This window comes from Goekera deserti, from assembly GCF_010685995.1.
Lineage (GTDB): Bacteria > Actinomycetota > Actinomycetes > Mycobacteriales > Geodermatophilaceae > Goekera > Goekera deserti.
In genome coordinates this window covers 60,036-83,714 of record NZ_JAAGWK010000009.1, presented here as the reverse complement: position 1 = coordinate 83,714, position 23,679 = coordinate 60,036, and the positions used below count along the sequence as shown (strand labels likewise).

The following is a 23,679-nucleotide window of genomic DNA, read 5'->3' as shown; positions in this document are numbered from 1 at the left end:
CGCGGCGGCCGGCCCGGACACCCCCCTCAGCGGGGGCTCGGGCGGCACCCGGTGCCGCCCCGCCGCTAGCATGGAGGAGCTCCCCTCCCTCCTCGAGAACGCAGGAGATCCCGTGGCCCCAGACGTCGCCGCCTCCCGGCCGGCCACGGGCGCGCCCGGTCTCCCGGAGGTCCAGGGCCCGGATGGTCGGGGCGCGGATGGTCGGGGCCCAGATGGTCGGGGCCCGGAGCCCGCCGGCGTGGCGACCGCCGTCCCGGAGCCCGCCGGCCGGGAGCCCGCCGTCCCGGTGTCCGACGCCGCGGACCGGGTGGGGCCGGCCCCGGCCGGGCCACCGCCCGCCCCGCTGCCCCCGCGCCCGGCCGTGCAGCTGCCCGCCCCGGACGCCGCGGCGCCGGCCGGTCCGCCCGCGTCCCCGACGCCCGCGGACGTGCTGCCCCGCCGCCGCGTCCGTGACCGGCTGGCCCGCCGGATCGTGGCCGGTCAGCGCAGCACCGCCATCCGCCCGGTGCTCGAGCCGCTGGCCGTGCTGCACCGCCAGTCGCACCCCAAGGCCGACCTGGTGCTCCTCCAGCGGGCCTACGACGTGGCCGAGGCCGCGCACGAGGGGCAGAAGCGCAAGAGCGGCGACCCCTACATCACCCACCCGCTGGCCGTGGCCACCGTGCTGGCCGGCCTGGGCATGGACACCACCACGCTGGTGGCCGCCCTGCTGCACGACACCGTCGAGGACACCGGGGTGTCGCTGGAGTCGGTGGTCGACGACTTCGGGGCCGAGGTCGCCCACCTGGTCGACGGCGTCACCAAGCTGGACAAGGTCAAGTTCGGCGACGGCGCCCAGGCCGAGACGATCCGCAAGATGATCGTGGCGATGGCCAAGGACCCCCGGGTCCTGGTGATCAAGCTGGCCGACCGGCTGCACAACATGCGCACCCTGCGTTTCCTCCCGCCGGAGAAGCAGGAGAAGAAGGCGCGCGAGACGCTGGAGATCCTCGCCCCGCTGGCGCACCGGCTGGGCATGAACACGATCAAGTGGGAGCTGGAGGACCTCGCGTTCGCCACGCTGTACCCCAAGCGCTACGACGAGATCGTGCGGCTGGTCGCCGAGCGGGCGCCGTCCCGGGACACGTACCTGACCGAGGTCACCTCGGAGGTGACCGAGCAGCTGAAGGCGGCCGCCATCGCCGCGACGGTCACCGGGCGGCCCAAGCACTACTACTCGATCTACCAGAAGATGATCGTGCGCGGCCGCGACTTCACCGACATCTGGGACCTGGTCGGCATCCGGATCCTGGTCGACTCGGTGCGCGACGTGTACGCGGCGCTGGGCATCATGCACGCGCACTGGCAGCCCGTGCCGGGCCGCTTCAAGGACTTCGTGGCGATGCCGAAGTTCAACATGTACCAGTCGCTGCACACCACGGTGATCGGCCCGCAGGGCAAGCCGGTCGAGCTGCAGATCCGCACGCACGACATGCACCGCACCGCCGAGTACGGCATCGCCGCGCACTGGAAGTACAAGGCGAAGCCCGGTGCCAAGGCCGACCCGCAACCCGGCCGCGGCGGGGACGACATGCTCTGGCTGCGCCAGCTGCTGGACTGGCAGCGCGAGGCGCAGGAGCCTGGGGAGTTCCTGGAGGACCTGCGCTACGACCTGGGCCCGCAGGAGGTCTTCGTCTTCACGCCCAAGGGCGACGTGATCAGCCTGCCCGGCGAGGCCACCCCGGTCGACTTCGCCTACGCGGTGCACACCGAGGTCGGGCACCGGTGCATCGGCGCCCGGGTCAACGGCAACCTGGTCAGCCTGGACAGCAAGCTCGCCAACGGCGACGTCGTGGAGGTCTTCACCTCCCGCTCGCCCACGGCTGCGCCGTCCCAGGACTGGCTGATGTTCGTCGGGTCCTCCCGGGCCCGCACGAAGATCCGGCAGTGGTTCACCAAGGAGCGCCGCGAGGACGCGATCGACGTCGGCAAGGACGCGATCACCAAGGCGATGCGCAAGGCGGGCCTGCCGCTGCAGCGGCTGCTCGGCGGTGAGGCGCTGGGCACGATCGCCAAGGACCTGCACTTCGCCGACGTGAGCGCGCTGTTCGCCGGGGTGGGGGAGAACCAGCTCTCCGCCCAGTCGGTGGTGGAGAAGCTGCTGTCGGCACTGGGGGGCGCCGAGGGCGCGGTGGAGGACATCGCCGAGACAGCCGTGCCGACCCGGCGCACGGTCAACCGCACCACCAGCGGCGACTCCGGGGTGCTGGTACGCGGGATGAGCGAGGTGTGGGCCAAGCTCGCCAAGTGCTGCACCCCGGTGCCCGGGGACGACATCCTCGGCTTCGTCACCCGCGGGGGTGGGGTCAGCGTGCACCGCACCGACTGCACCAACGCCGACGACCTGCAGCGCAAGCCCGAGCGGCTGGTCGAGGTGGAGTGGGCCTCGGCGCCCGGCGCGGTGTTCCTGGTCGCCATCCAGGTCGAGGCGCTGGACCGGCACCGGCTGCTGTCCGACGTCACCCGGGCGCTGGCCGACGAGCGGGTCAACATCCTGTCCGCGTCGGTGCAGACCAGCCGCGACCGGGTGGCGGTCAGCCGGTTCACCTTCGAGCTTGCCGACCCCGCGCACCTGGGCGCGGTGCTGCAGACGGTGCGCAACGTGGAGGGCGTCTTCGACGTGGAGCGCGTCACCGCGTGAGCCAGGGGGCGCCACCTCGATGGTGACGCCCCCTCGACTCCTGCCTCAGTGCCTCAGTGCCGGCGCCGCCAGAGGGCGGCCAGGGCCAGCAGCAGCAGCGCGCCGCCGGCGGCCGGGACGGCCGGGCCGCCGCTGCGCAGCGCCGCACCGGCGTGCAGCCGGGCCCGCCGGGTGCCCAGCAGGGCAGAGCCGGCGGGGGAGTCGACCGCCGCGCCCAGGGTCAGCACCCGGCCCGCGGGCCCGTCGAGCCGGGCGGTGAGCCCGTGCTCGGCGAGGGTGTCGGCGACCCGGGCGAACTCGGTCCGCCCCGGCGCGCCCTGCGTGGTGGCGCCACCGGCGACCCGCACCGCGGCGAACAGCTGCCGCAGGTCGCCCGACGTCACGGTCACCTCGGAGCCCGATGCGCTGACCTCCACCGGGACGCCGTCGACGTCGAGGGTGAGGTCGGCGGTCACGTCGAGTGCGGGCCGACCCTCCCCGGTCATCCCCGGCTGGCGTTCTCGGCGGTGGTGATGCGCAGCGTGCCGTTCAGCTTCCACGTGGCGCGCGGGGCCTGGGCGCCGGTCTCCCGGGGCACCTCGACGGTCATGTCGACGAACTCGTAGTTGATCGCCGCGCCCTTGCCGGTCAGGTAGGCCCACATCTCCTTGCCGAGGTCGGCGAAGCTGGTGGTCTCGTGCGACTTGATGTCCCGGGAGCCGGTGGCGACGTCGTTCTTGGTGCTGGCGGTCATGCGAACTCCTCGTCGGGTGGTGGTCTGGGCGGGGCCGGAGCCCGCACCCCACGTTCGCACAGGACCGGGCGGGATGCTCGTCGTCCGGACGACGACCTCGAGTGGTGCGCGTCCGGCTCAGCCGAGGGTGGCGCAGAGCGTCCCGGGGTCGTCCGGGCAGCGGCTGCCCACGGTCGGGTCGGACAGCGTCAACGCGGGCTCGCTGGTGTCCGGGTCGTACCGGATCTCCCGGAGGTCCTCCAGACGGACCGTCACCCGGGGCAGGGCCGCCGGGTCGCTCACCCCACCGCCGGGACCGGCGGCGACCACGAAGGCCTGCACCGTGGCGCGGGTCCCCGAGCCGACGTCCGGGGCGGCGAAGGTGTCCGAGCCCTCCAGCCCGGTGCCGACCGGGCAGGCGTCCTGTGCCGCCGAGGAGGCCACGAGCGCACCGACGGCGTCGGCCGGGTCCTGTGCCGCCACCCGCACCCGGCCGGCCACCATGAGACCGGCCTGTTCCCCCCGGGAGTCGGTCACGACGCCGGACAGGGTGAGGGACAACCGCACCGAGCGGGTCGGGTCGCCCGGCGCCAGCGTGCACCCGCTCAGCCCGGCGCCCATCGGGAGTCCTGGCCGTACCGGGTCGGCGGTCACCGTCAGCGTCACCCGGGCGCCGTCCACGGCCACCAGCACGGCCTCGGCCACCACGACCGGCTCGTCCGGCGGGGTCGACGGCGCCGCGGCAGCCGTGGCGGACGCGTCCGGGAACGGTGAGGGCGCGGGGTCCGCGTCGGTCAGGTCGGACGCGAAGCCGCAGCCGGTGAGCAGCGCGACCGCGCCGGCGGCGGCGAGCAGGCGTGCCGGGCGCGGGCTCACGACGTCGGCGGGTCGGCGGCGAAGCCGGGGTTCTCGCACGTCGCGCCGGGCTCCGGCGTCGTCTCCGGGTTGTAGGTGAGCAGGTCGGCGAACTGGCCGATCCGCGGGTCGGCGGCGGAGGCGGTGCGCAGCTGGTGGTTCCAGGCCTGCACCGAGACCGCGGCGGCCTGGTCGGGGTAGGGCGACAGGAACAGCCCGCTGCGGCCCTCGACCAGCTCGGTGAGGGTCGCGACGTCCTCGGCCGAGGCCACGTCCGGGTCGTAGGTCACCCACACGGCGCCGTGCTCCAGGGAGTGCACGGCGTTCTCCGGCCGGATGACGACGGCGTAGACGGTGCCGGTGCAGTCGGCCCACTGCGGGTCGTGCGGCCCGCCCACGGGCGGGCTCTCGGCGTAGTCGACGCTGGTGGTGCGGTGCTGCTGCCCGGCGGCGTAGTCGGCCACCCGGGTGCCGCCGACGCTGACCGCGGCCGCCGAGGCGGCGCCGTCCACGGTCGACGTGCACCCGGCGAGGGCCAGCGCCGCCAGGGCGACCGGCACCCGCCACGCGGTCACGACAGGTGCCTCACGACACGACCGTCACGACTGGACCGCGGCCTTCTCGATGGTGACCGGGGTGACCGGTGCGCCGCCGCCGGGGCTGGGGTCCAGGGAACCGTCGTTGCCGGCCTCGGCGATGCCGTCGAGCACCAGCAGGCCGGCCTCGTCCACCACGCCGACCGCGGTGTAGTCCGGGGACAGCTCGGTGTCGACGAAGCACAGGAAGAACTGGCTGCCGGTGGAGTCCGGCTGCCCGGTGTTCGCCATCGCGACCGTGCCGCGCGGGTAGGTCGTGGTGTCCCGGACCTCCTGCGCGTAGCGGTAGGTCGGCCCGCCCCGCCCGGTGCCGGACGGGTCGCCGCACTGCAGCACCCCGAAGCTCGGCTGGTTGACCTCGCGGTGGCACGGGCTGCCGTCGAAGAAGCCCTGCTCGGCGAGGTACGTGAAGCTCGCCGCGGCGCAGGGCGTGCCCGAGCGGTCCAGGGTGATCCCCAGGTCGCCCTGGCCCAGGGTGAGGGTCAGCGTGCCGATGCCGGTGGCCGGCACCTGCGCCGGCGGGGTGCCCACGTCGCGCTCGTCCGGGTTGGACCCGTCGGTGGGGATCCACTCGCAGGTCGCGGTGCCGTCGGCGGCCGCCGGGGTGTCGGCGCTGTCGCCGTCGGAGGAGTCGGAGCAGCCGGCCAGCAGCAGGGCGGTCAGCGCCAGGGCGGCGGGGGTGGACCTCATGCGACCACCGTCATCGACTCGATGGTGACCGGCTGGGTGGGGGCGCCGTCGTTCGGGCCGTTGGAGCCGTCGTTGCCGGCCGCGGCGATGGTGTCCAGCACGGCCAGGCCGGGCTCGTCGATGGTGCCCACCACGGTGTAGTCCGGGGGCAGGTCGCTGTCGCCGTAGACCAGGAAGAACTGGCTGCCGTCGGTGCCCTGCCCGCTGTTGGCCATGGCGAGCGTGCCGCGCGGGTAGGTCTCCGCGCCGGTGACCTGGGTCGGGAAGGTGTAGCTGGGGCCGCCGGTGCCGGTGCCGGACGGGTCGCCGCACTGCAGCACCTTCAGGCCCTCGGAGTCGGTCTCCCGGTGGCAGGGCGTGCCGTCGAAGAACTTCTGCTGCGTCAGGTAGTCGAAGCTGGCGGCGGCGCACGGTGCCGCGGCGCGGTCCAGCGTGAGCCCGATGGTGCCCACGTTGGTGACCATGGACAGCATCGAGGTGCCGGTGGCCACCACCTCGGCCGGCGGGATGCCGACGTCGGTGGTGGTGTCGCTGGCGGCCGGGTCGGGCGTGAAGTCGCAGGTGCCGTCGGCGCCGTCGACCACGCCGTCGGCGGCCGGGGTGCTGGCCGCGGCGCCGGGGCTGCTGGCCGTGTCGGTCGAGTCGTCGCCGTTCAGTCCGGTGATCAGCAGCACCGCACCCACCACGACGACGACGGCGAGCGCGGCGGTGCCGACCAGGACGTTGCGACGGCGCTTGCGGGCCAACTCGGCGCGGCGTTCGAGCTGGCGCTGCAGGCGACGCTGGGCGGCCTCGCGGCGCTGCTTGTTGCTGGGCACGGGGGCGTACTCCTCGGCGGGTGCTGATCGGCGGGTGGACCGTCCGGGCCGACCGGTCCGGGCTCGGGACGGCTCGGTGGCGCGCCCCGGCACTCGGCGGGAGTCTAGGCGGGCCGCCTGGGCGTCCCCTGCCAGGACGCGGCCCCGGGCCTGTCCGCCGGCCCGACCGCCGGACCGGCCGCCGGTGCCGGGCCCGCGCCGGGAGGGCCCCGCGCGGCTCCCGCGTAGCCTGCACCGGTGCTCATCCGCTCGTTCCCCGCCGGCGCGTTCGGCACCAACTGCTATGCCGTCGCCTCCGGTCCCGGCGCCGAGTGCGTCGTCGTCGACCCCGGCATGGAGGCCCTGGAGCCGCTGCGCGAGCTGCTGGCCGCCGACGGGCTCAAGCCGGTGGCCGTCGTGCTCACCCACGGCCACCTGGACCACACCTTCTCCGTGCTGCCGGTCTGCGAGGGGTACGGCATCCCGGCCTACCTGCACCCGGCCGACTCCGGGATGCTCAGCGACCCGATGCGCTGGCACGGCCCGGCCCTGGCGCCGCTGATCGGCCAGGTGGCGCTGCCCGACCCGGCCGACGTGCTCTCCCTGGACGACGGCGCCACCCTGTCGCTGGCCGGCGTCGACCTCACGGTCCGGCACGCCCCCGGGCACACCGAGGGCTCGGTGGTGTTCTCCCTGGACCTCGGCGAGGGCCCCGGCCTGCTGGCCGGCGACGTGCTGTTCGCCGGGTCGGTGGGCCGGGTCGACCTGCCCGGCGGCTCCTGGGAGGCGATGCTCGGCTCGCTCCGCGACGTCGTCCTGCCGCTGGACGACGCCACCGTCGTGCTGCCCGGGCACGGCCCGGCCACCACGATCGGCCGGGAGCGGGCCACCAACCCCTACCTGGCCGAGGCCGCCGCCGCGCCCAAGGGCCGCGGCCTGTGAGCGAGATGCGGGCGCCGAAGGGCACGTTCGACACGCTGCCGCCGGCGTCGGCGCAGTTCGTCGCCGTCCGCGACACGCTGACCGCGCCGCTGCGGCGGGCGGGCTACGGCTACGTGGAGACCCCGGTCTTCGAGGACACCAGCGTGTTCGCCCGCGGGGTGGGGGAGTCCACCGACGTCGTGGCGAAGGAGATGTACACCTTCAGCGACCGCGGTGGCCGTTCGCTGACCCTGCGCCCGGAGCTCACCGCCGGGCTGATGCGGGCCTTCATCGAGCACCGCCTGCACACCGGCGGCCTGCCGGTGAAGCTGTGGACCGTCGGCTCGGCGTTCCGCTACGAGCGGCCCCAGGCCGGCCGCTTCCGGCACTTCACCCAGGTCGACTGCGAGGCCCTCGGCGTCGACGACCCGGCGCTGGACGCCGAGGTGGTCGCCCTGGGCGTGCAGGGCTTCCGCGACCTGGGGCTGACCGACTGGCAGCTGCAGCTGACCTCGCTGGGCGACTCCACCTGCCGCCCGCAGTACCGCGAGCTGCTCACCGCGTTCCTCGCCCGGCTGGACCTGGACGAGGACACCCGGCGCCGGGCGGAGATCAACCCGCTGCGGGTGCTGGACGACAAGCGGCCCGAGGTGCAGGCCCAGCTCACCGACGCCCCGCTGATGGTCGACCACCTGTCGGACTCCGCCCGGGCCCACCACGACGCCGTCCGGCAGCACCTCACCGACCTCGGCGTGGCCTGGGTGGAGGCGCCCCGGCTGGTGCGCGGGCTGGACTACTACACGAAGACCACCTTCGAGTTCGTGCACGGCGGCCTGGGTGCGCAGTCGGCGATCGGCGGTGGCGGTGGCTACGCCGGGTTGTCCGCGGCCCTGGGCGGCCCCGACCTGCCCGGCATCGGCTGGGCGATGGGCGTGGACCGCACGCTGCTCGCGGTGCAGGCCGAGGGCCTGGACGTCGCCGTCGCGGCCGGGGTGCGGGCCTTCGTCGTCCCGCTGGGGGCCGAGGCCAAGCGCTTCGCCGTCCGGTTCGTCGGGCAGCTGCGCGAGGCCGGGGTCGCCGCCGACACCGTCTACGGCGACCGGGGGCTCAAGGGCGCGATGAAGGCCGCCGACCGGTCCGGGGCCACGCACGCAGTGGTCGTCGGCGACCGGGACCTCGCCGCCGGGGTGGCGCAGCTCAAGGACCTGCGCAGCCAGGAGCAGACCGCTGTGCCCCTCGGCGAGCTGCTGTCGGTGGTCCGTGACACGGTGGGCCCATGACTGCTTCCGTGACGCCGATGGAGACCCGGCCCCTGGGCCGGACCGGTGCCGACGTGTCCGTCGTCGGCCTCGGCACCTGGCAGCTGGGCGCCGACTGGGGCGAGGTGTCCGACGAGGCCGCCGCCGAGCTGCTCGACGCCGCCCTGGACGCCGGGGTCACCCTGCTGGACACCGCCGACGTCTACGGCGACGGCGTGTCCGAGCAGCGCATCCGGCGCTGCCTGGCCGCCCGCGGGGACCGGCCGTTCGTGGCCACCAAGGCCGGCCGGCGCGCGGACCCGTTCGAGGCCGCCACCTACACACCGGAGAACCTGCGCGCCTGGGTGGACCGCTCCCGGCAGAACCTCGGGGTGGACACCCTGGACCTGGTGCAGCTGCACTGCCCGCCGCCTGCGGTCTACAGCGACCAGCGGGTGTACGACACCCTGGACGCGCTGGTCGCCGAGGAGGCGATCGCCGGCTACGGCGTCTCGGTGGAGACGGTGGCCGAGGGCCTGACCGCGCTGCAGCACCCCGGTGTGCAGTCGATCCAGGTCATCCTCAACGTGTTCCGCCGCAAGCCGCTGGAGGAACTGCTGCCCGCCGCGGCCGCGGCGCAGGTCGGCATCCTGGCCCGGGTGCCGCTGGCCAGCGGCCTGCTGAGCGGCAAGTACGACGAGTCGACCACCTTCGGTGCCGACGACCACCGCACCTACAACCGCAACGGCGAGGCCTTCGACGTCGGCGAGACGTTCTCCGGGGTGCCTTTCGAGGTGGGCGTCGCCGCCGCCCGCGAGGTCGCCGAGATCGCCGGCCCGGACCTCAGCACCGCCGCGTTCTCGCTGCGCTGGGTGATCGACCAGCCCGGCGTCACCGCCGTCATCCCCGGTGCCCGCACCGTGCAGCAGGCGCTGGGCAACGTCTCGGCGGCCGGCCTGCCGGCGCTGACCGCGGCGCAGCTCGCCGACCTGGAGCGGGTGTACGACGAGCGCATCCGCGCGCACGTGCACGACCGCTGGTGACCTCCGGCCCCCTCCCTGCCGCCCGCCCTGTCTCGAAAGGCTCCTCCGTGCTCCGCACCCACGACGCCGGCACCCTCCGGGCCGCCGACGCCGGCTCCACCGTCACCCTCGCCGGCTGGGTGGCCCGCCGCCGCGACCACGGCGGGGTGGTCTTCCTCGACCTGCGCGACGCCTCGGGCTACGCCCAGGTGGTGGTGCGGGAGTCCGACGCGCACGCGCTGCGTGCCGAGTACTGCGTGCTCGTCACCGGTGAGGTGCAGCGCCGCCCGGCCGGCAACGAGAACCCCGACCTGCCCTCGGGGGAGATCGAGGTCGCCGCCGCCGAGCTGCGGGTGCTGTCCGCCGCCGCGCCGCTGCCGTTCCCCATCGAGACGGCCCAGCCGGCCGGGGACGACGTGCGCTACAAGTACCGCTACCTCGACCTGCGCCGGCAGGGCCCCGCGGCGGCGATCCGGCTGCGCAGCGAGCTCAACCGCGTCGCCCGCGGCGTCATGGCCGGGCACGGCTTCGTCGAGGTCGAGACGCCGTCGCTGACCCGCTCCACGCCCGAGGGCGCCCGCGACTTCGTCGTCCCGGTGCGGCTGCAGCCCGGCAGCTGGTACGCGCTGCCGCAGTCGCCGCAGCTGTTCAAGCAGCTGCTGATGATCGGTGGCCTGGAGCGCTACTACCAGATCGCCCGCTGCTTCCGGGACGAGGACTTCCGCGCCGACCGGCAGCCGGAGTTCACCCAGCTGGACTTCGAGATGAGCTTCGTCGAGCGCGACGACGTGCTCGCGATCGCCGAGGACGTCGTCCGGGCGCTGTGGCGGGAGCTGGCGTCCTACGAGGTCCCGGAGATCCCGCGGATGACCTACCGGGAGGCGATGGACCGCTTCGGCTCCGACAAGCCCGACCTGCGCTTCGGCGTGGAGCTCACCGAGCTGACCTCGTTCTTCGCCGACACCCCGTTCCGGGTGTTCCAGGCGCCCTACGTCGGCGCGGTCGTGATGCCCGGTGGTGCCGCGCAGCCCCGCCGGGCCTTCGACGCCTGGCAGGACTGGGCCAAGTCCAGGGGCGCCCGCGGGCTGGCCTACGTGACCGTCGCCGAGGACGGCACCCTGGGCGGGCCGGTCACCAAGAACATCTCCGACGCCGAGCGCGCCGGCCTGGTCGAGGCCGTCGGCGCCGCACCCGGTGACTGCGTGTTCTTCGCCGCCGGGGCCCGCCGGGGTGCGCAGGAGCTGCTGGGTGCGGCCCGCAACGAGATCGCCAGGCGCCTGGAGCTGATCACGCCCGGCTCGTGGTCGTTCCTGTTCGTCGTGGACTTCCCGATGTTCGAGGAGTCCGAGGACGGGTCGTGGACGTTCATGCACCACCCCTTCACCTCGCCCACCCCCGAGTGGCGCGACCGGTTCGCCGAGGACAAGGGCGCCGCGCTGTCCGACGCCTACGACATGGTCATCAACGGCAACGAGGTGATGAGCGGCTCGGTCCGCATCTACGACGCGGCGCTGCAGGAGAAGGTGTTCGAGACCCTCGGGATGTCGACCGAGGAGGCGCGCGACCGCTTCGGCTTCTTCCTCGAGGCCTTCGCCTACGGGCCGCCGCCGCACGCCGGCGCGGCCCTGGGCTGGGACCGGCTGACCGCGCTGCTGGCCGGCGTCGACTCCATCCGCGAGGTCATCGCCTTCCCGAAGACCGGTGCCGGCTACGACCCGCTGACCGGCGCCCCGACGCCGATCTCCGATGCCCAGCGCGTCGAGGCCGGGATCGACCACGTCGCCGAGCCCCCGGCCCCCGCCTGAGCTCCGGGCACGCGGGGGGCGGGCCGCTCTCCTCCGGGCGAGCGGGGTCACGTTCCGTCCGGGGCGTCCATCGGCCATCATCACCGGTCATGGACGCCTTCGACGACGTGCTCAGCGCCAACCAGCAGTACCAGCGCACCTTCACCGACGCCGGGCTGCCCGGCCGGGCGGCCAAGGGGCTGGCCCTGGTGACCTGCATGGACTCGCGGATCGACCCGCTGGGGCTGCTCGGCCTGCACGCCGGTGACGCCAAGATCCTGCGCACCGCCGGCGCCCGGGTGACCGACGACGTGCTGCGCAGCCTGGTGCTCGCCCACCACCTGCTCGGCGTCGAGCGGGTGATGGTGCTCGCGCACACCGACTGCGGGATGGCCAAGGCCACCGACGAGAAGGTGCACGCCACGATCCGGGAGCGGTCCGGCGTGGACAGCCGCAGCGTCGACTTCCAGACCATCGACGACCAGCAGGCCACCCTCGCCCACGACGTGCAGCGGATCCGCAGCAGCCCCTACCTGCCGGCCGACATGCCCGTCGTCGGCGGGGTGTACGACGTGTCGACCGGCGCGGTGGAGCTGCACGCGACCTGAGCCCGCGCGGCCTCGGCGCCGGGTCCTGGCCCGGCTGACGCCCCGGGAGACCGACGTGCTGCGGCTGGTGTGCCGCGGCGCGAACAACGCCGAGCTGCGGATGCGGGAGCGGACGGTGACGTCGCACGTCTCCGCGCTGCTCGCCGAGCTCGGCGCCCCCCACCCCGCCGACCCGTTGACCATCGCCATCTGGTGGCTCGACACGCCGGCGCACGGTGTGTCGAGCGACCACGTGCCGATGATCAACTCGGCGGGCCGGGGCGCCAGCCGCGGTTGAGCAGGACGGCGCGGGTGCGGGCGACGACCACGTGCGGGCCGCGCAGGTGCCGCCGGGAGAAGCGGAGCACGAGCCAGTCGCCGGTGGCCATGAGCGAGTACCGGTCCACGTCGCGGTCGAACTGCTCGGCGTCGGCGTGCTGGCGGCCCTCGTACTCCAGCAAGGTCCGCCACTCGCGGTAGCCGAGGTCACCGTGGGCCACGACCCGGCCGGAGCGGTCGTGCACCGGGACCTGGGGCTCCGGGGTGGGCAGGTCGCTGGCGAGCAGCCAGTAGCGCATGAGGCTCTCCGGCCGGGACTGCGCGAGCGGGGTCAGCAGCGGTGCCACCGCGCGGGCCCGCACCACACCACGGACCCGGCCGGCCCGCATCAGCCGTTCGGTGAGGTGGTCGGCGGTGAGGTGTCCGCGTCGCATGAGCGCGTCACCGACGGCGGTGAGCTCCGCGGCGGGCAGCCGTGCCGCCAGGTCCAGGAAGGTCTGCGCCCCCGACGTCACGCGCAGCCCCCCGGCGGCCACGACGTCGACGTCGGTCAACGCGCGGGCGTGCACGTCCACCCAGCCGTGCTGGGGCAGCACCCGGCGAGGGGTCAGTGCGATCTGCGGCCGCGCGGGCAGGTCGACCGGGGCGCCGAGCAGCGCCGCAGCGGTGTCGTGACTGAACGCCGCGTCCGCCGGCAGCGCCGACGCGAGCAGGCCGAGCAGCTCCACCCGGTCGACGGCGTCGGTGAGCGGGACCCGGACGTCGTGCGCCAGCCGGACGTGCTCGATCCCGCGTCGCCGGCTCCGGCTCGTCCCGGCTGCGCGAGCTGCGGCGGCCGACCACGGGCGTGGTGACTCCATGCCCGGACCCTGCCGCCGCGACCGCCCGACGAGCCGGCTGCAATCGCTCCTGTGGACACCCCACCCACCTGTGGACAGGCCTCACCCGTCGCCGTCCCCCGTCGTCGATCATCGTCTCGTGGCGGTGCGACGCGCCGTGGCACCGCGTGCCGGACGACCACGAGGCGATGATCGACAGGCGGGGCGATCGGCGCCCGCGGGGGTCAGGGGTCAGGGGTCGGGGGTCGGGGGTCGGGGGTGGGGGTCAGGGGGTGAGGCAGGTGTCGAGGCGGCGCTTGTGGTCCTCGGTGAGGGTCAGGTCGGCGGCGGCGGCGGAGTCGCGGATGGAGTCCGCGCGGGAGGCGCCGGGGATCGGCAGCACCACGTCGGCCTGGGCCAGGTGCCAGGCCAGCGTGACCTGGTAGACCGACACGCCGAGCTCGCCGGCGACCGCGCTGAACTCACCGGCCGACGAGCCCAGCGACGGCGCCGCCGACACCCCGCCGAACGGGCTCCACGGCAGCCAGGCCAGGCCGTGGGCGGCGCAGTGCCGCAGCTCGTCCAGCGAGGAGTTCCAGGCCGGCGAGAACTGGTTCTGCACGCTGACCAGGGCGTCGCCGACGATCTCGCGGGCCACGTCGATCTGGCCGACGTCGGCGTTGGAGATGCCGACCATGCGCACCTTGCCGGCGTCGTACAGCTCGCGCAGCGTGCCCATCACGTCGGCCCACGGCGTCGCCGGGTCGGGCCGGTGGTACTGGTACAGCCCGATCGCCTCGACGCCGAGCCGCTGCAGGGAGCCGTCCACGGCATGCCGCAGGTAGGCCGCGGAGCCGTCCACGCCCCACTCGGTGCCGCTGCGGGTGTGCCCGCCCTTGGTGGCCACCAGCACGTCATCGCCGCGGCCGGCCAGCGCGCGGGCCAGCAGCAGCTCGTTGTGCCCGAACTCGGCCTCGTCGTAGGAGTACGCGTCGGCGGTGTCGAACAGCGTGACCCCGGCGTCCAGCGCGGCGTGCACCACGCCGACCGCCTCGTCGGCCGAGGGCCGGGGGTCCTTGGTCGACAGCGGCATGACGCCCATGCCGATCGCGCCGACCTGGACCCGGCCGACGGTCTCGTTGCCGATGGTGCGCTGCTGCACGGCGGTTCTCCTCACGGGACGGGCGGGGGACGTCGTCCCCCGCGGGTAGCGTCGCCGTCGTGACGGCGGGCGACACCACTCTCTTCGACACCGCGCCCGACGGCGACCCCGGGGCCGCCCCCGCCTTCGACCCGTCCGCCCCGCTGGCGGTGCGGATGCGGCCGCGGAGCCTCGACGAGGTGGTCGGCCAGCAGCACCTGCTCGGCCCCCGGGCGCCGCTGCGCCGGCTGGTCGAGGCCGACGAACCGATGTCGCTGGTGCTCTACGGCCCGCCCGGCACCGGCAAGACTTCGCTGGCGCACGTCATCTCCCTGGCCACCGAGCGCTCCTTCGTGCAGCTGTCCGCGCTGGACGCCGGGGTGAAGGAGGTGCGGGCGGTCATCGCGCAGGCCAAGCGCGAGCTCACCCACGCCGGCCGGCGCACCGTGCTGTTCATCGACGAGGTGCACCGGTTCTCCAAGACCCAGCAGGACTCGCTGCTGTCGGCGGTGGAGGACCGGATCGTCAGCCTGATCGCCGCCACCACCGAGAACCCGTTCTTCTCCGTCGTCTCCCCGCTGCTCTCCCGGTCGCTGGTGCTCGCCCTGCAACCGCTGGCCGACGACGACGTCCGGGCGGTGCTGCGCCGGGCGCTGGCCAGCGACCGCGGGCTGGACGGCGCGGTGACGCTCACCGCCGACGCCGAGGAGCACCTGCTGCGGGTGGCCGGCGGTGACGCGCGCAAGGCGCTCACCGCGCTGGAGTCCGGCGCGGGGGCGGCCCGGGCCGCGGGCGGCGACGTGCTCGACCTGGCCACGCTGGAGACCGCGGTCGCCCAGGCGGCGGTGCGCTACGACCGGCAGGGCGACCAGCACTACGACGTGGCCAGCGCGCTGATCAAGTCGATCCGGGGCAGCGACGTCGACGCGGCGCTGCACTACCTGGCGCGGATGGTCGAGGCGGGGGAAGACCCCCGGTTCGTCGCCCGGCGGCTGGTGATCGCGGCCAGCGAGGACGTCGGCATGGCCGACCCCACCGCGCTGCTCACCGCGGTCGCCGCGGCCGACGCAGTGGCGTTCATCGGGATGCCGGAGGGGCACTTCGCGCTGGCCCAGGCGGTGGTGCACCTGGCCACCGCGCCCAAGTCGAACGCGCTCACCGTGGCCATCGGCGAGTCGGTCGCCGACGTGCGGGCGGGGCTGGCCGGCCCGGTGCCGGCGGGCCTGCGCGACGCGCACTACGCCGGGGCCCGGAAGCTGGGTCACGGCGCCACCTACCGCTACCCGCACGACCACCCCGACGGCGTGCTGCCGCAGCAGTACCCGCCGGACGCGCTGGTCGGGCGGGACTACTACCGCCCCACGGCGCGCGGGGTGGAGGCGGGCCTCGGCGCCCGGCTCGGCAAGCTCCGGGCGATCGTCCGACGTCGCGGCTAGGGTGATCGGGGCCCTGTGGCAGACCGGGGTCGGCACACCAGACCCACGACGATGCAGATGAGAGGGACCGCGTGTCCGCAGGAGAGATCATCGGGCTGGTCGCAGTCCTCGTTTTCCTGGTCCTGGTGGCGGTGATCGCCGTGCCGCTGCTCAAGCTGGGCCGCACCCTCGACGAGACGACGCTCACCATCCGTCAGGTCCGCGAGCAGTCGCAGCCGATCCTGAGCCAGGCCTCGACCACCGTCGCGCAGGTGAACTCCAACCTCGAGCGGGTCGACGGCATCACCGGCAACGCCGAGAACGTGTCCAGCAACGTCGCCGCGCTGACCAGCGTGTTCGCCGCCACGCTGGGCAGCCCGCTGATCAAGGTGGCCGCCTTCAGCTACGGCGTGCGCACCGCGGCGAAGAAGAAGCGCGAGGGCGCCGCGCAGGCGTCGGCCGCGCGGTCGGCGAAGGACGAGCGCCGCTCGCGTCGCGCGTCGCGGCGGGCCGCCTGATGCGCCGGCTGTTCTGGCTCGCCATGGGCGTGACCATCGGCGCGCTGGTGGTGCGCAAGCTGACCGCGGCCGCCGACCGGCTCACCCCGCAGAGCATCGCCGGGCAGCTGGCCGACGGGCTGCGCGAGCTCGGCGAGGCCATCGCCGACTTCGGTGCCGACGTGCGCGCCGCGGCCGCCGACCGCGAGGATGAGCTGCGGGCCGGCACCGGCCTGGACGCCCCGCTGCCCACCCGCGACGAGGCGGCCCCGGGCGGCCCGGCCGCGCTGCGCCGCGGGGCGCACGCCGCCGACAGCTGAGCCACCGGGCTCCCCGAGCCCGCCGGCGTGCCGGGCGGCACCGGCCCGGCCACCCGCACGACCGCACCGGCCCGGACGCCCGCCCGACCCGCACCGGCCACCCGCACGACCCGCACCAGCCCGACCCGCCCGGGGGTCGCCGGGCCCACCGGCCCGCCCCACGGGACCGCCCTCCAGCGACGAACTGAGCCGAGATGCAGACCGCCGAGATCCGCCGCCGCTTCCTGGAGCACTTCGAGAAGCGGGGGCACACCGTCGTCCCCAGCGCCTCGCTGGTGTCCCCGGACCCGTCCCTGCTGTTCACCGTGGCCGGGATGGTGCCGTTCATCCCGTACCTGACCGGCCGGGAGCCGGCGCCCTACCCGCGGGCGACCAGCGTGCAGAAGTGCGTGCGGACCCTCGACATCGAGGAGGTCGGCAAGACCACCCGGCACGGCACCTTCTTCCAGATGAACGGCAACTTCAGCTTCGGCGACTACTTCAAGGACGACGCCATCCGGCTCGCCTGGGAGCTGGTCACCGGCAGCGTGGACGACGGTGGGCTGGGGCTGGACCCCGAGCGCATCTGGCCGACCGTGTACCTGGACGACGACGAGGCCTTCCGCGCGTGGGAGACCTTCGTGCCGGCCGAGCGCATCCAGCGCCGCGGCAAGGAGGACAACTACTGGCACACCGGCGCACCGGGCCCGGCCGGCCCCTGCTCGGAGATCCACTACGACCGCGGCCCGGCCTACGGCCCGGACGGCGGGCCGGAGGGCGACCCGACCGGCGACCGGTTCCTGGAGATCTGGAACCTCGTCTTCATGCAGTACGAGCGCGGCCCGGGGGAGGGCAAGGACTTCCCGATCCTGGGTGAGCTGCCGAAGAAGAACATCGACACCGGCATGGGCCTGGAGCGGGTGGCCTTCCTGCTGCAGGGCGTCGAGAACATGTACGAGATCGACGAGGTCGCCCCGGTGCTGCACCGGGCCGCCGAGCTCGCCGGGGTCACCTACGGCGCCGACCGTGACGCCGACGTGCGCCTGCGGGTCGTGGCCGACCACGTGCGCAGCGGGATGATGCTGATCAGCGACGGCATCACCCCGGGCAACGAGGGCCGCGGCTACATCCTGCGCCGGCTGCTGCGCCGCGCGGTGCGCTCGATGAAGCTGCTCGGTGTGGAGGACGCCAGCCTGCCGCTGCTGCTGCCGGTCTCCCGGGACGCGATGAGCGCCAGCTACCCCGAGCTGGTCACCGATTTCGAGCGCATCTCGCGGGTCGCCTACGCCGAGGAGGAGGCCTTCCGGCGCACCCTGGTGGCCGGCACCGCGCTGTTCGACACCGAGGTGCGGCGCGCCAAGGAGTCCGGCACCCCCGCGCTGAGCGGCGAGCAGGCCTTCAGCCTGCACGACACCTACGGCTTCCCGATCGACGTCACGCTGGAGATGGCCGCCGAGCAGGGCGTCACCGTCGACGAGGCCGGGTTCCGCGCGCTGATGGCCGAGCAGCGCGCGCGGGCCCGGGCCGACTCCCGGGCCAAGCGCGCGGGCTCGGTCGACGTGGCCGTCTACGGGCGGCTGCTCGAGCAGCACGGCCCCACCGACTGGCAGGCCTACGAGACGCTGCGCACCGACTCCCGGGTGCTGGGCGTCGTCGGCGACGACGGCTCCGACGCGGTCGTGACGCCGGGCGGGGTCAGCCGCGTCGTGCTGGACCGCACGCCGTTCTACGCCGAGTCCGGTGGCCAGGTCGCCGACGCCGGCGAGCTGGTCTGGGACGGCGGCCGCGCCGAGGTGCTCGACGTGCAGCGCCCGGTCAAGGGCCTGGTCGCCCACCAGGTGCGGGTGCTCGAGGGTGAGCTCCGCCCGGGTGTCGAGCTGACCGCCGAGGTGGACGAGGAGTGGCGGCGCAGCGCCTGCCAGGCGCACTCGGGCACCCACGTGGTGCACGCCGCGCTGCGCCAGGTGCTCGGCCCGCAGGCACTGCAGAGCGGCTCCTACAACCGGCCCGGCTACCTGCGCCTGGACTTCGCCTGGCAGGGCGCGCTGGACCCGGAGCAGCGGCACGACGTCGAGGACGTCGCCAACGCCGCCGTCCGGGCCGACCACGCCGTCCGTGCCCTGCAGATGACGCTGCCCGAGGCCCGCGAGTTCGGCGCGCTGGCCCTGTTCGGGGAGACCTACGGTGAGCAGGTGCGCGTCGTCGAGATCGGCGGTCCCTGGTCGCGGGAGCTCTGCGGTGGCACGCACGTGCGCGGCAGCGCCCAGATCGGCACGCTGGCGCTGACCGGGGAGTCCTCGGTGGGCTCCGGGGTGCGCCGCGTGGAGGCCGTCGTCGGTCTGGAGGGCTTCCGCTACCTGGCCCGCGAGCGCGACCTGGTGCGCCAGCTGGCCGACCTGCTCAAGACGCCGCAGGACGGTCTGGTCGAGCGGGTCTCCGGGATGCTGTCCCGGTTGCGCGACGTGGACCGGGAGCTCGCCGAGCTGCGGGGGCAGCAGACCCTGGCCGTCGCCGGTGAGCTGGCCGCGGCCGCCCGGGACGTGTCCGGTGTGCAGGTGGTGACCGGCTCCCCGGCCGGGCTCGCCGCCGGCGACCTGCGCACGCTGGCCCTGGACGTGCGCGGCCGGCTGCCGGCCGAGCGGCCCGGTGTGGTCCTGCTGGCCTCCGAGGCCGGCGGCAAGGTGGCGCTGGTCGCCGCGGTCACCCCGCTGGCCCAGCAGCGCGGGCTGTCGGCGAACACCGTGCTGCGCGCCGCCGCGGTCCCCGTCGGTGGCCGGGGCGGGGGGAAGGCGGACGTCGCGCAGGGCGGCGGCACCGACCCCGCAGGCATCCCCGCGGCGCTCGCCGCCGGGGTCGAGGCGATCGGGGCGGCGGGGGCATGAGCCGGCACGAGGAGGAACGGGCACGCGCGGCCCGCGACCGGGCGGCCAGCGAACGGGCCGGCCGCGAGCAGGCCGCCCGGGACCGGGAGGCGCGGGCCCGGGCCGCGCGGGAACGCGAGGCCCGGGAGCGGGCCGGCGGGGCGCCGGAGGCGGGCGCGCAGCACCGCACCGAGCAGGTGCCCTGGCCGCTGCCGCCGCTGGACCCGCGCTCGGCACCCGCGGCCGCCCCCACCCCGACCACACAGACGCCGACCACCCACGGGCCGGCCGTCCGGCCCCCGGCTCCGCCGGCCGGCGCTCAGCACCGCACCGAGCAGGTGCCCTGGCCGCCGCCGTCCCCGCCGCCCGCGCCGCCGGCCCGGCCCCAGCCGCGGGACCCCGAGCCGGACGAGACGGGCCGGCTGTACCTCAGCGAGTACCCGCCCCGCGTGCCGGGCCCGGACGACCCGAGGCGCACCAGCTCCTCGGTGGAACCCCCGGCCGACGACGGCGGCCACGGTGCCTGAGCCCGCGCCGGTGCAGGCCGGCGCGGGCGCCGCGTGGGTGCCCGGCCGCCGGCTGGGGGTCGACGTGGGCACGGTGCGGGTCGGCGTCGCGATGTCGGACGCTACCGGCATGCTGGCCAGCCCCCTGGTCACCCTGCAGCGGGCCAGGAACGGCGCCGACCTGGACCGGCTCGCCGGGCTCGTGACGGAACACGAGGTGCTGGAGGTGGTCGTGGGGGACCCGCGGCACCTCTCGGGTGCGTCGGGGGCGTCGGCGCAGGACGCTGCGACATACGCTCGCGCACTGGCAGGCCGGCTGGACGGCGTGCCGGTCGTTCTCATCGACGAAAGGCTCTCCACCGTGACCGCAGCAAGTCACCTGCGTGCCGGCGGCATCCGCAGCCGCGACCAGCGGGCGGTGATCGACCAGGCGGCGGCCGTGGTGATCCTCCAATCGCACCTGGACGCCGGGCGGCGCCGATCGTGAGCGCCGGACGGGGCGGCGGTCGCCACTCCTCGCCCGAACCGGAGGAGACCGGCAGCTCGACCGGTCCGTTCAGCTGGCTGCCCTCCGGCGTGCAGCCCGGCGACGGTGCCGCAGAGGACCGGGCGACCGGCACCGCGGGGCTGCGCACCACCGGCCGCCAGCGGCGGATGCCCGGTGGCCTGCCCAAGGCGAGCATGGCGCGCACGCTGGCCCAGCGGCGCTCCCAGCGCCCCGCCGCCGGCACCGGCGAGGGCCACCCCCTGAGCGCGGGTCACCCTCGCGCCGCCGGTCCCGCCCCGGCCGGTCGCCCGTCCGCCGGCCCGTCCGCGGCCGGCCCCCTGGCCGCCGACGGCGGGGACGTCGACCCGGGCTCGGAGACCGTCGTGCTGCCACCGGTGGCCCCGACCCTCGAGCAGCGCCGGGTGCTGCCACCGGACGCGGGCCGGTCCGCCGCGCCCCGCGACACCGCCGCACCCCCTGCTCCTGCCGCACCCCATGCCCCCGTCACGACCCATGTCCCCGTCACGACCCACGCCCCCGCCCCGGCCGTCGCGCTCGTCGACGCCGGCAGGTGGGAGGGCGATCGTGGCCGCCGGGACCCCTCCGGCGCGCCGGACGACCACGAGCAGGACACCGCGGCCTGGCTCGACGACGAGCCCGCGCCCGGTCCGCTGCGCGCCGGTACCCCGGCGGCGGGTCGCCAGGTGCCCACCCGCCAGCTCGAGTACCGGCACTCCCGCGACGACGACGCGCACGACGACCAGCACGACGACCACCACCCCGACGAGACCGACGGCTACTCCCTGCACGACCTGGACGAGACCGGTGGCCTGGAGGTCGTCGGCGCCGGCGGGGGCGGCGGGGGCGGTGGCCGGGGCGGTCGTGGTGGCGGCGGCGGGGGTGGCCGGCGCAAGCGCCGGCCGATCGCGGTGCTGCTGTCGCTGGTCGTGCTGGCCGGCCTGGTGGCCGGTGTCTTCTACGGCGGCCGCGCGCTCATCGCCCAGATCAACCCGGTGGCCGAGGACTACGCCGGCGCCGGGTCCGGTGAGGTGAAGGTGCGGATCAACCCGGGGGACAACCTCCGGCAGATCGGCCGCACGCTGGTCGCCGCCGACGTGATCGCGTCCGTCCCGCCGTTCACCGACGCCGCCGCGGCCGACCCGGCGGCGACCGGCATCCAGCCCGGCGTCTACAGCATGCAGCTGCAGATGAGCGGGCAGGCGGCGCTGGACCGGCTGCTGCAGCCGGAATCCAAGCTGTCCTTCGGGGTCACCGTGCGCGAGGGCCTCACCGTCGCCCAGACGTTCCAGACGCTGAGCGAGGCGACGCAGATCCCGGTCGAGCAGTTCACCGCCGCGGCCGCCGACCCCGCCGCGCTGGGGCTGCCGCCCTACGCCAACGGGCTGCTGGAGGGCTTCCTCTTCCCGGCCACGTACACCTTCGACCTCGACGAGCAGCCGGCCGCGATGCTCGGTGACATGGTGACCCGCGCCGTGCAGGCGCTGGACGAGCTCCAGGTCCCGGTCGACCAGCGGCTCACCGTGGTCACCAAGGCCAGCCTGGCCCAGGCCGAGGCCGGCTCCGCGGAGGACATGGGCAAGGTGGCCCGGGTGATCGACAACCGGCTGCAGCAGGGCATGCCCCTGCAGTTCGACACCACGGTGAACTACGCCAACGGCAAGAGCGGGCTCACCACCACGCCGCAGGACCGGCTGAACCCCTCTCCGTACAACACCTACGCCAACCCCGGCCTGCCTCCCGGTGCGATCGACAGCCCCGGTGAGGACGCGCTGCGCGCCACGCTGAACCCGACGCCGGGCTCGTGGCTGTTCTTCGTCGTCGTCAACCCCGACACCGGCGAGACCCGGTTCGCCGACACCGCGGAGGAGCACGCGGCCAACGTGCTGCTGTTCCAGCAGTGGCTGCGGGACAACCCCGGCGGATGAGGGCCGCCGTGCTCGGCCGGCCGGTGTCGCACTCGCTGTCCCCGCTGCTGCACCGGGCCGCCTACGCGGCGCTCGGGCTCGACGACTGGCAGTACGACGCGCTGGACATCGGTGCCGACGACCTGCCGGTGCTGCTGGCCGGCCTCGGCCCGGAGTGGCGTGGCTTCTCGGTGACCATGCCCTGCAAGCAGGCCGCCGTGGACGTCGCCGACCAGGTCGAGCCGCTGCCCCGGCTGCTGCACGCCGCCAACACCCTGGTGCGCACTGATTCGGGCTGGCGCGCGGAGAACACCGACGTGCTCGGCATCGGCACCGCCCTGCAGGTCGCCGGGGTGGAGGAGGTCGGGCAGGCGGCGGTGCTGGGTGCCGGTGGCACCGCGGCCGCGGCCGCCGTGGCACTGGCGTCGCTGGGTGCCACCGGGGTCGACGTGCTGGTGCGCGACCCGGCCCGCGCGGCCGGCGTGCTGCACGTGCTGGAGACCCTCGGCGTGCCGGCTCGCGCCGGGTACCTCGCCGAGGGCACCGCGGCTCCCGTCGTGGTGAGCACGGTGCCGGCCGGCGGGCAGGAGACCGTGGCGGCGCTGCCCTGGCGGCACGGGCAGATCGTGCTGGACGTGCTGTACGCCGGCTGGCCGACACCGCTGGCCCGGCAGGTCGACGAGGCCGGCGGCGTCGCGATCAGCGGCCTGGACGTGCTGTTCTGGCAGGCCACCGCCCAGGTGGAACTGATGACCGGGCACCCGGCGCCGATCGCCGCCATGCGCGCGGCGCTCGACGCGCGCTGAGCCCGCGCCCGTGCACGCCGTCCTGGCCGCCGCCGCGGCGGTCGCCGGGCTCGCCCTCGGCCACCCCCTCGCCGGCCTCACGCTCCGGCTCGCCGACACCTACCGCGCCCCGGTGGCCGGCAGTGCGCCGGGCGCCGGTCACGCTCCGGTCACCGACCCCCCGCTCGCCGACCCGACGGTGCGCGGCACCGGCGTCGTCCCGTCCCGCGGCCGCGTGGTGGCCACCTGCCTGCTCGCCGCCGCGGCGATGGCCGGTTCGGTGGCGGTGACCGGCGTCCGGCCGATGACCGTGGGTGTGGTCGCGGCGGCGGCGGCCGCGGTTCTGCTGGGCGGGGTGGACCTGCTGGTGCACCGGCTGCCCGACCGGGTGACCGGCCCCGCCGTCCTCGTCGTCCTCGGGGCGCTGCTGCTGGACGGCGCGGTGACCGGGCAGTGGCCGGCGGTGCTGCGCGCGGTGCTGGCCGGTGCGGTGGCCGCCGGCGGTGCGGCGGCACTGTGGCTGGCGGTCCCGCGGGGGCTCGGCCTGGGCGACGCGAAGCTGCTCGGGCTGCTGGGCCCGGTGCTGGGCTGGCGTGGCTGGGACGTGCTGCTGGCCGGGGTGTTCCTCGGACTGCTGGTCGGCGCCCTGCTCTCCCTCGGGCTGCTGGCCACCCGGCGGGCCGGCTGGCGCACGGCCGTCCCGTTCGGCCCACCCCTGCTGATCGGCGCCGCCCTCGCCCTCGCCGCCGCCGGTCCACCCTGACCCGACGCCGCGCCGCACCTC

Annotated in this window: 24 protein-coding genes; 16 read left to right on the top strand and 8 right to left on the bottom strand. The window is 75.4% G+C overall.

Annotation, left to right across the window (positions count from 1 at the left end; all coding sequences use genetic code 11):
* Nucleotides 1-238 precede the first annotated feature (238 nt).
* A complete protein-coding gene (locus G1H19_RS04780) occupies nt 239-2,680 on the top strand; it encodes a RelA/SpoT family protein (RefSeq protein ID WP_322099346.1) in 2,442 nt (813 codons plus the stop codon).
* 53 nt (nt 2,681-2,733) lie between these two features.
* Here G1H19_RS04780 and G1H19_RS04775 read toward each other — a convergent pair whose 3' ends face one another.
* The 6 genes from G1H19_RS04775 to G1H19_RS04750 form a co-directional block, all read right to left on the bottom strand.
* The gene (locus G1H19_RS04775; RefSeq protein ID WP_152730626.1) at nt 2,734-3,165 is read right to left on the bottom strand and encodes a hypothetical protein; all 432 of its coding nucleotides are present in this window, start codon (nt 3,163-3,165) and stop codon (nt 2,734-2,736) included.
* The gene (locus tag G1H19_RS04770; protein WP_152730625.1) at nt 3,162-3,413 is read right to left on the bottom strand and encodes a hypothetical protein; all 252 of its coding nucleotides are present in this window, start codon (nt 3,411-3,413) and stop codon (nt 3,162-3,164) included. The genes G1H19_RS04775 and G1H19_RS04770 overlap by 4 nt, the downstream gene beginning before the upstream one ends.
* Before the next feature lie 117 nt (nt 3,414-3,530).
* Nucleotides 3,531-4,268 (bottom strand): hypothetical protein, encoded by a 738-nt coding sequence (locus G1H19_RS04765; RefSeq protein ID WP_152730624.1) that lies wholly within the window; start codon nt 4,266-4,268, stop codon nt 3,531-3,533.
* Nucleotides 4,265-4,822: a DUF3105 domain-containing protein gene (locus tag G1H19_RS04760; protein WP_162392514.1), complete on the bottom strand. Its 558-nt coding sequence runs from the start codon at nt 4,820-4,822 to the stop codon at nt 4,265-4,267. The genes G1H19_RS04765 and G1H19_RS04760 overlap by 4 nt, the downstream gene beginning before the upstream one ends.
* Before the next feature lie 24 nt (nt 4,823-4,846).
* Nucleotides 4,847-5,533: a peptidylprolyl isomerase gene (locus G1H19_RS04755; protein ID WP_152730623.1), complete on the bottom strand. Its 687-nt coding sequence runs from the start codon at nt 5,531-5,533 to the stop codon at nt 4,847-4,849.
* Entirely contained in the window at nt 5,530-6,351 is an 822-nt protein-coding gene (locus G1H19_RS04750) for a peptidylprolyl isomerase (protein WP_162392513.1), read from the bottom strand. Before G1H19_RS04750 ends, G1H19_RS04755 begins: the two co-directional genes overlap by 4 nt.
* A gap of 237 nt (nt 6,352-6,588) precedes the next feature.
* Here G1H19_RS04750 and G1H19_RS04745 point away from each other — a divergent pair, with 237 nt between their 5' ends.
* From G1H19_RS04745 to G1H19_RS04720, 6 genes are all read left to right on the top strand, one after another.
* Nucleotides 6,589-7,272, top strand: a complete 684-nt coding sequence (locus tag G1H19_RS04745; RefSeq protein ID WP_162392512.1) for an MBL fold metallo-hydrolase — start codon at nt 6,589-6,591, stop codon at nt 7,270-7,272.
* Between the two features lie 5 nt (nt 7,273-7,277).
* Nucleotides 7,278-8,531, top strand: a complete 1,254-nt coding sequence (gene hisS, locus G1H19_RS04740; RefSeq protein WP_152730742.1) for a histidine--tRNA ligase — start codon at nt 7,278-7,280, stop codon at nt 8,529-8,531.
* Nucleotides 8,528-9,532, top strand: a complete 1,005-nt coding sequence (locus G1H19_RS04735) for an aldo/keto reductase (protein ID WP_202925821.1) — start codon at nt 8,528-8,530, stop codon at nt 9,530-9,532. Before hisS ends, G1H19_RS04735 begins: the two co-directional genes overlap by 4 nt.
* Before the next feature lie 47 nt (nt 9,533-9,579).
* On the top strand, nt 9,580-11,316 hold the full coding sequence (gene aspS / locus G1H19_RS04730; protein ID WP_162392511.1) for an aspartate--tRNA ligase: 1,737 nt from the start codon (nt 9,580-9,582) through the stop codon (nt 11,314-11,316).
* 89 nt (nt 11,317-11,405) lie between these two features.
* The gene (locus tag G1H19_RS04725; RefSeq protein ID WP_152730622.1) at nt 11,406-11,903 is read left to right on the top strand and encodes a beta-class carbonic anhydrase; all 498 of its coding nucleotides are present in this window, start codon (nt 11,406-11,408) and stop codon (nt 11,901-11,903) included.
* A 25-nt stretch (nt 11,904-11,928) separates the two neighbouring features.
* Nucleotides 11,929-12,180 (top strand): LuxR C-terminal-related transcriptional regulator, encoded by a 252-nt coding sequence (locus tag G1H19_RS04720; RefSeq protein WP_152730621.1) that lies wholly within the window; start codon nt 11,929-11,931, stop codon nt 12,178-12,180.
* Here G1H19_RS04720 and G1H19_RS04715 read toward each other — a convergent pair.
* Nucleotides 12,146-13,021 (bottom strand): hypothetical protein, encoded by an 876-nt coding sequence (locus G1H19_RS04715; RefSeq protein WP_152730620.1) that lies wholly within the window; start codon nt 13,019-13,021, stop codon nt 12,146-12,148. The two genes, G1H19_RS04720 and G1H19_RS04715, sit on opposite strands and share 35 nt — an antisense overlap.
* 244 nt (nt 13,022-13,265) lie before the next feature.
* A complete protein-coding gene (locus tag G1H19_RS04710) occupies nt 13,266-14,141 on the bottom strand; it encodes an aldo/keto reductase (RefSeq protein WP_162392509.1) in 876 nt (291 codons plus the stop codon).
* 59 nt (nt 14,142-14,200) lie between these two features.
* Here G1H19_RS04710 and G1H19_RS04705 point away from each other — a divergent pair, with 59 nt between their 5' ends.
* From G1H19_RS04705 to G1H19_RS04665, 9 genes are all read left to right on the top strand, one after another.
* Entirely contained in the window at nt 14,201-15,556 is a 1,356-nt protein-coding gene (locus G1H19_RS04705) for a replication-associated recombination protein A (protein WP_162392508.1), read from the top strand.
* 71 nt (nt 15,557-15,627) lie between these two features.
* Nucleotides 15,628-16,053, top strand: a complete 426-nt coding sequence (locus G1H19_RS04700) for a DUF948 domain-containing protein (RefSeq protein WP_162392507.1) — start codon at nt 15,628-15,630, stop codon at nt 16,051-16,053.
* Nucleotides 16,053-16,352, top strand: a complete 300-nt coding sequence (locus tag G1H19_RS04695; protein WP_152730619.1) for a hypothetical protein — start codon at nt 16,053-16,055, stop codon at nt 16,350-16,352. Before G1H19_RS04700 ends, G1H19_RS04695 begins: the two co-directional genes overlap by 1 nt.
* 194 nt (nt 16,353-16,546) lie before the next feature.
* Complete coding sequence (gene alaS, locus G1H19_RS04690; RefSeq protein WP_152730618.1) at nt 16,547-19,213, top strand: alanine--tRNA ligase; 2,667 nt, start codon at nt 16,547-16,549, stop codon at nt 19,211-19,213.
* Nucleotides 19,210-19,719, top strand: a complete 510-nt coding sequence (locus tag G1H19_RS04685; protein ID WP_152730617.1) for a hypothetical protein — start codon at nt 19,210-19,212, stop codon at nt 19,717-19,719. Before alaS ends, G1H19_RS04685 begins: the two co-directional genes overlap by 4 nt.
* Entirely contained in the window at nt 19,712-20,185 is a 474-nt protein-coding gene (gene ruvX, locus G1H19_RS04680) for a Holliday junction resolvase RuvX (RefSeq protein WP_162392506.1), read from the top strand. The genes G1H19_RS04685 and ruvX overlap by 8 nt, the downstream gene beginning before the upstream one ends.
* The gene (mltG, locus tag G1H19_RS04675; protein WP_235927972.1) at nt 20,182-22,131 is read left to right on the top strand and encodes an endolytic transglycosylase MltG; all 1,950 of its coding nucleotides are present in this window, start codon (nt 20,182-20,184) and stop codon (nt 22,129-22,131) included. Before ruvX ends, mltG begins: the two co-directional genes overlap by 4 nt.
* Nucleotides 22,128-22,916, top strand: a complete 789-nt coding sequence (locus G1H19_RS04670; RefSeq protein WP_152730616.1) for a shikimate dehydrogenase — start codon at nt 22,128-22,130, stop codon at nt 22,914-22,916. The genes mltG and G1H19_RS04670 overlap by 4 nt, the downstream gene beginning before the upstream one ends.
* Nucleotides 22,917-22,926: 10 nt before the next feature.
* Entirely contained in the window at nt 22,927-23,658 is a 732-nt protein-coding gene (locus G1H19_RS04665) for a prepilin peptidase (protein ID WP_235927971.1), read from the top strand.
* Nucleotides 23,659-23,679 lie beyond the last annotated feature (21 nt).

Excerpts from the sequence above, each read along its gene's own strand:
- G1H19_RS04735 (WP_202925821.1), top strand. The coding sequence starts at position 8,528 with ATGACTGCTTCCGTGACGCCGATGGAGACCCGGCCCCTGGGCCGGACC.
- G1H19_RS04755 (WP_152730623.1), bottom strand. The coding sequence starts at position 5,533 with ATGAGGTCCACCCCCGCCGCCCTGGCGCTGACCGCCCTGCTGCTGGCC.
- hisS (WP_152730742.1), top strand. The coding sequence starts at position 7,278 with ATGCGGGCGCCGAAGGGCACGTTCGACACGCTGCCGCCGGCGTCGGCG.
- G1H19_RS04685 (WP_152730617.1), top strand. The coding sequence starts at position 19,210 with ATGAGCCGGCACGAGGAGGAACGGGCACGCGCGGCCCGCGACCGGGCG.
- G1H19_RS04725 (WP_152730622.1), top strand. The coding sequence starts at position 11,406 with ATGGACGCCTTCGACGACGTGCTCAGCGCCAACCAGCAGTACCAGCGC.
- G1H19_RS04770 (WP_152730625.1), bottom strand. The coding sequence starts at position 3,413 with ATGACCGCCAGCACCAAGAACGACGTCGCCACCGGCTCCCGGGACATC.
- G1H19_RS04695 (WP_152730619.1), top strand. The coding sequence starts at position 16,053 with ATGCGCCGGCTGTTCTGGCTCGCCATGGGCGTGACCATCGGCGCGCTG.
- G1H19_RS04715 (WP_152730620.1), bottom strand. The coding sequence starts at position 13,021 with ATGGAGTCACCACGCCCGTGGTCGGCCGCCGCAGCTCGCGCAGCCGGG.
- G1H19_RS04775 (WP_152730626.1), bottom strand. The coding sequence starts at position 3,165 with ATGACCGGGGAGGGTCGGCCCGCACTCGACGTGACCGCCGACCTCACC.
- G1H19_RS04670 (WP_152730616.1), top strand. The coding sequence starts at position 22,128 with ATGAGGGCCGCCGTGCTCGGCCGGCCGGTGTCGCACTCGCTGTCCCCG.
- alaS (WP_152730618.1), top strand. The coding sequence starts at position 16,547 with ATGCAGACCGCCGAGATCCGCCGCCGCTTCCTGGAGCACTTCGAGAAG.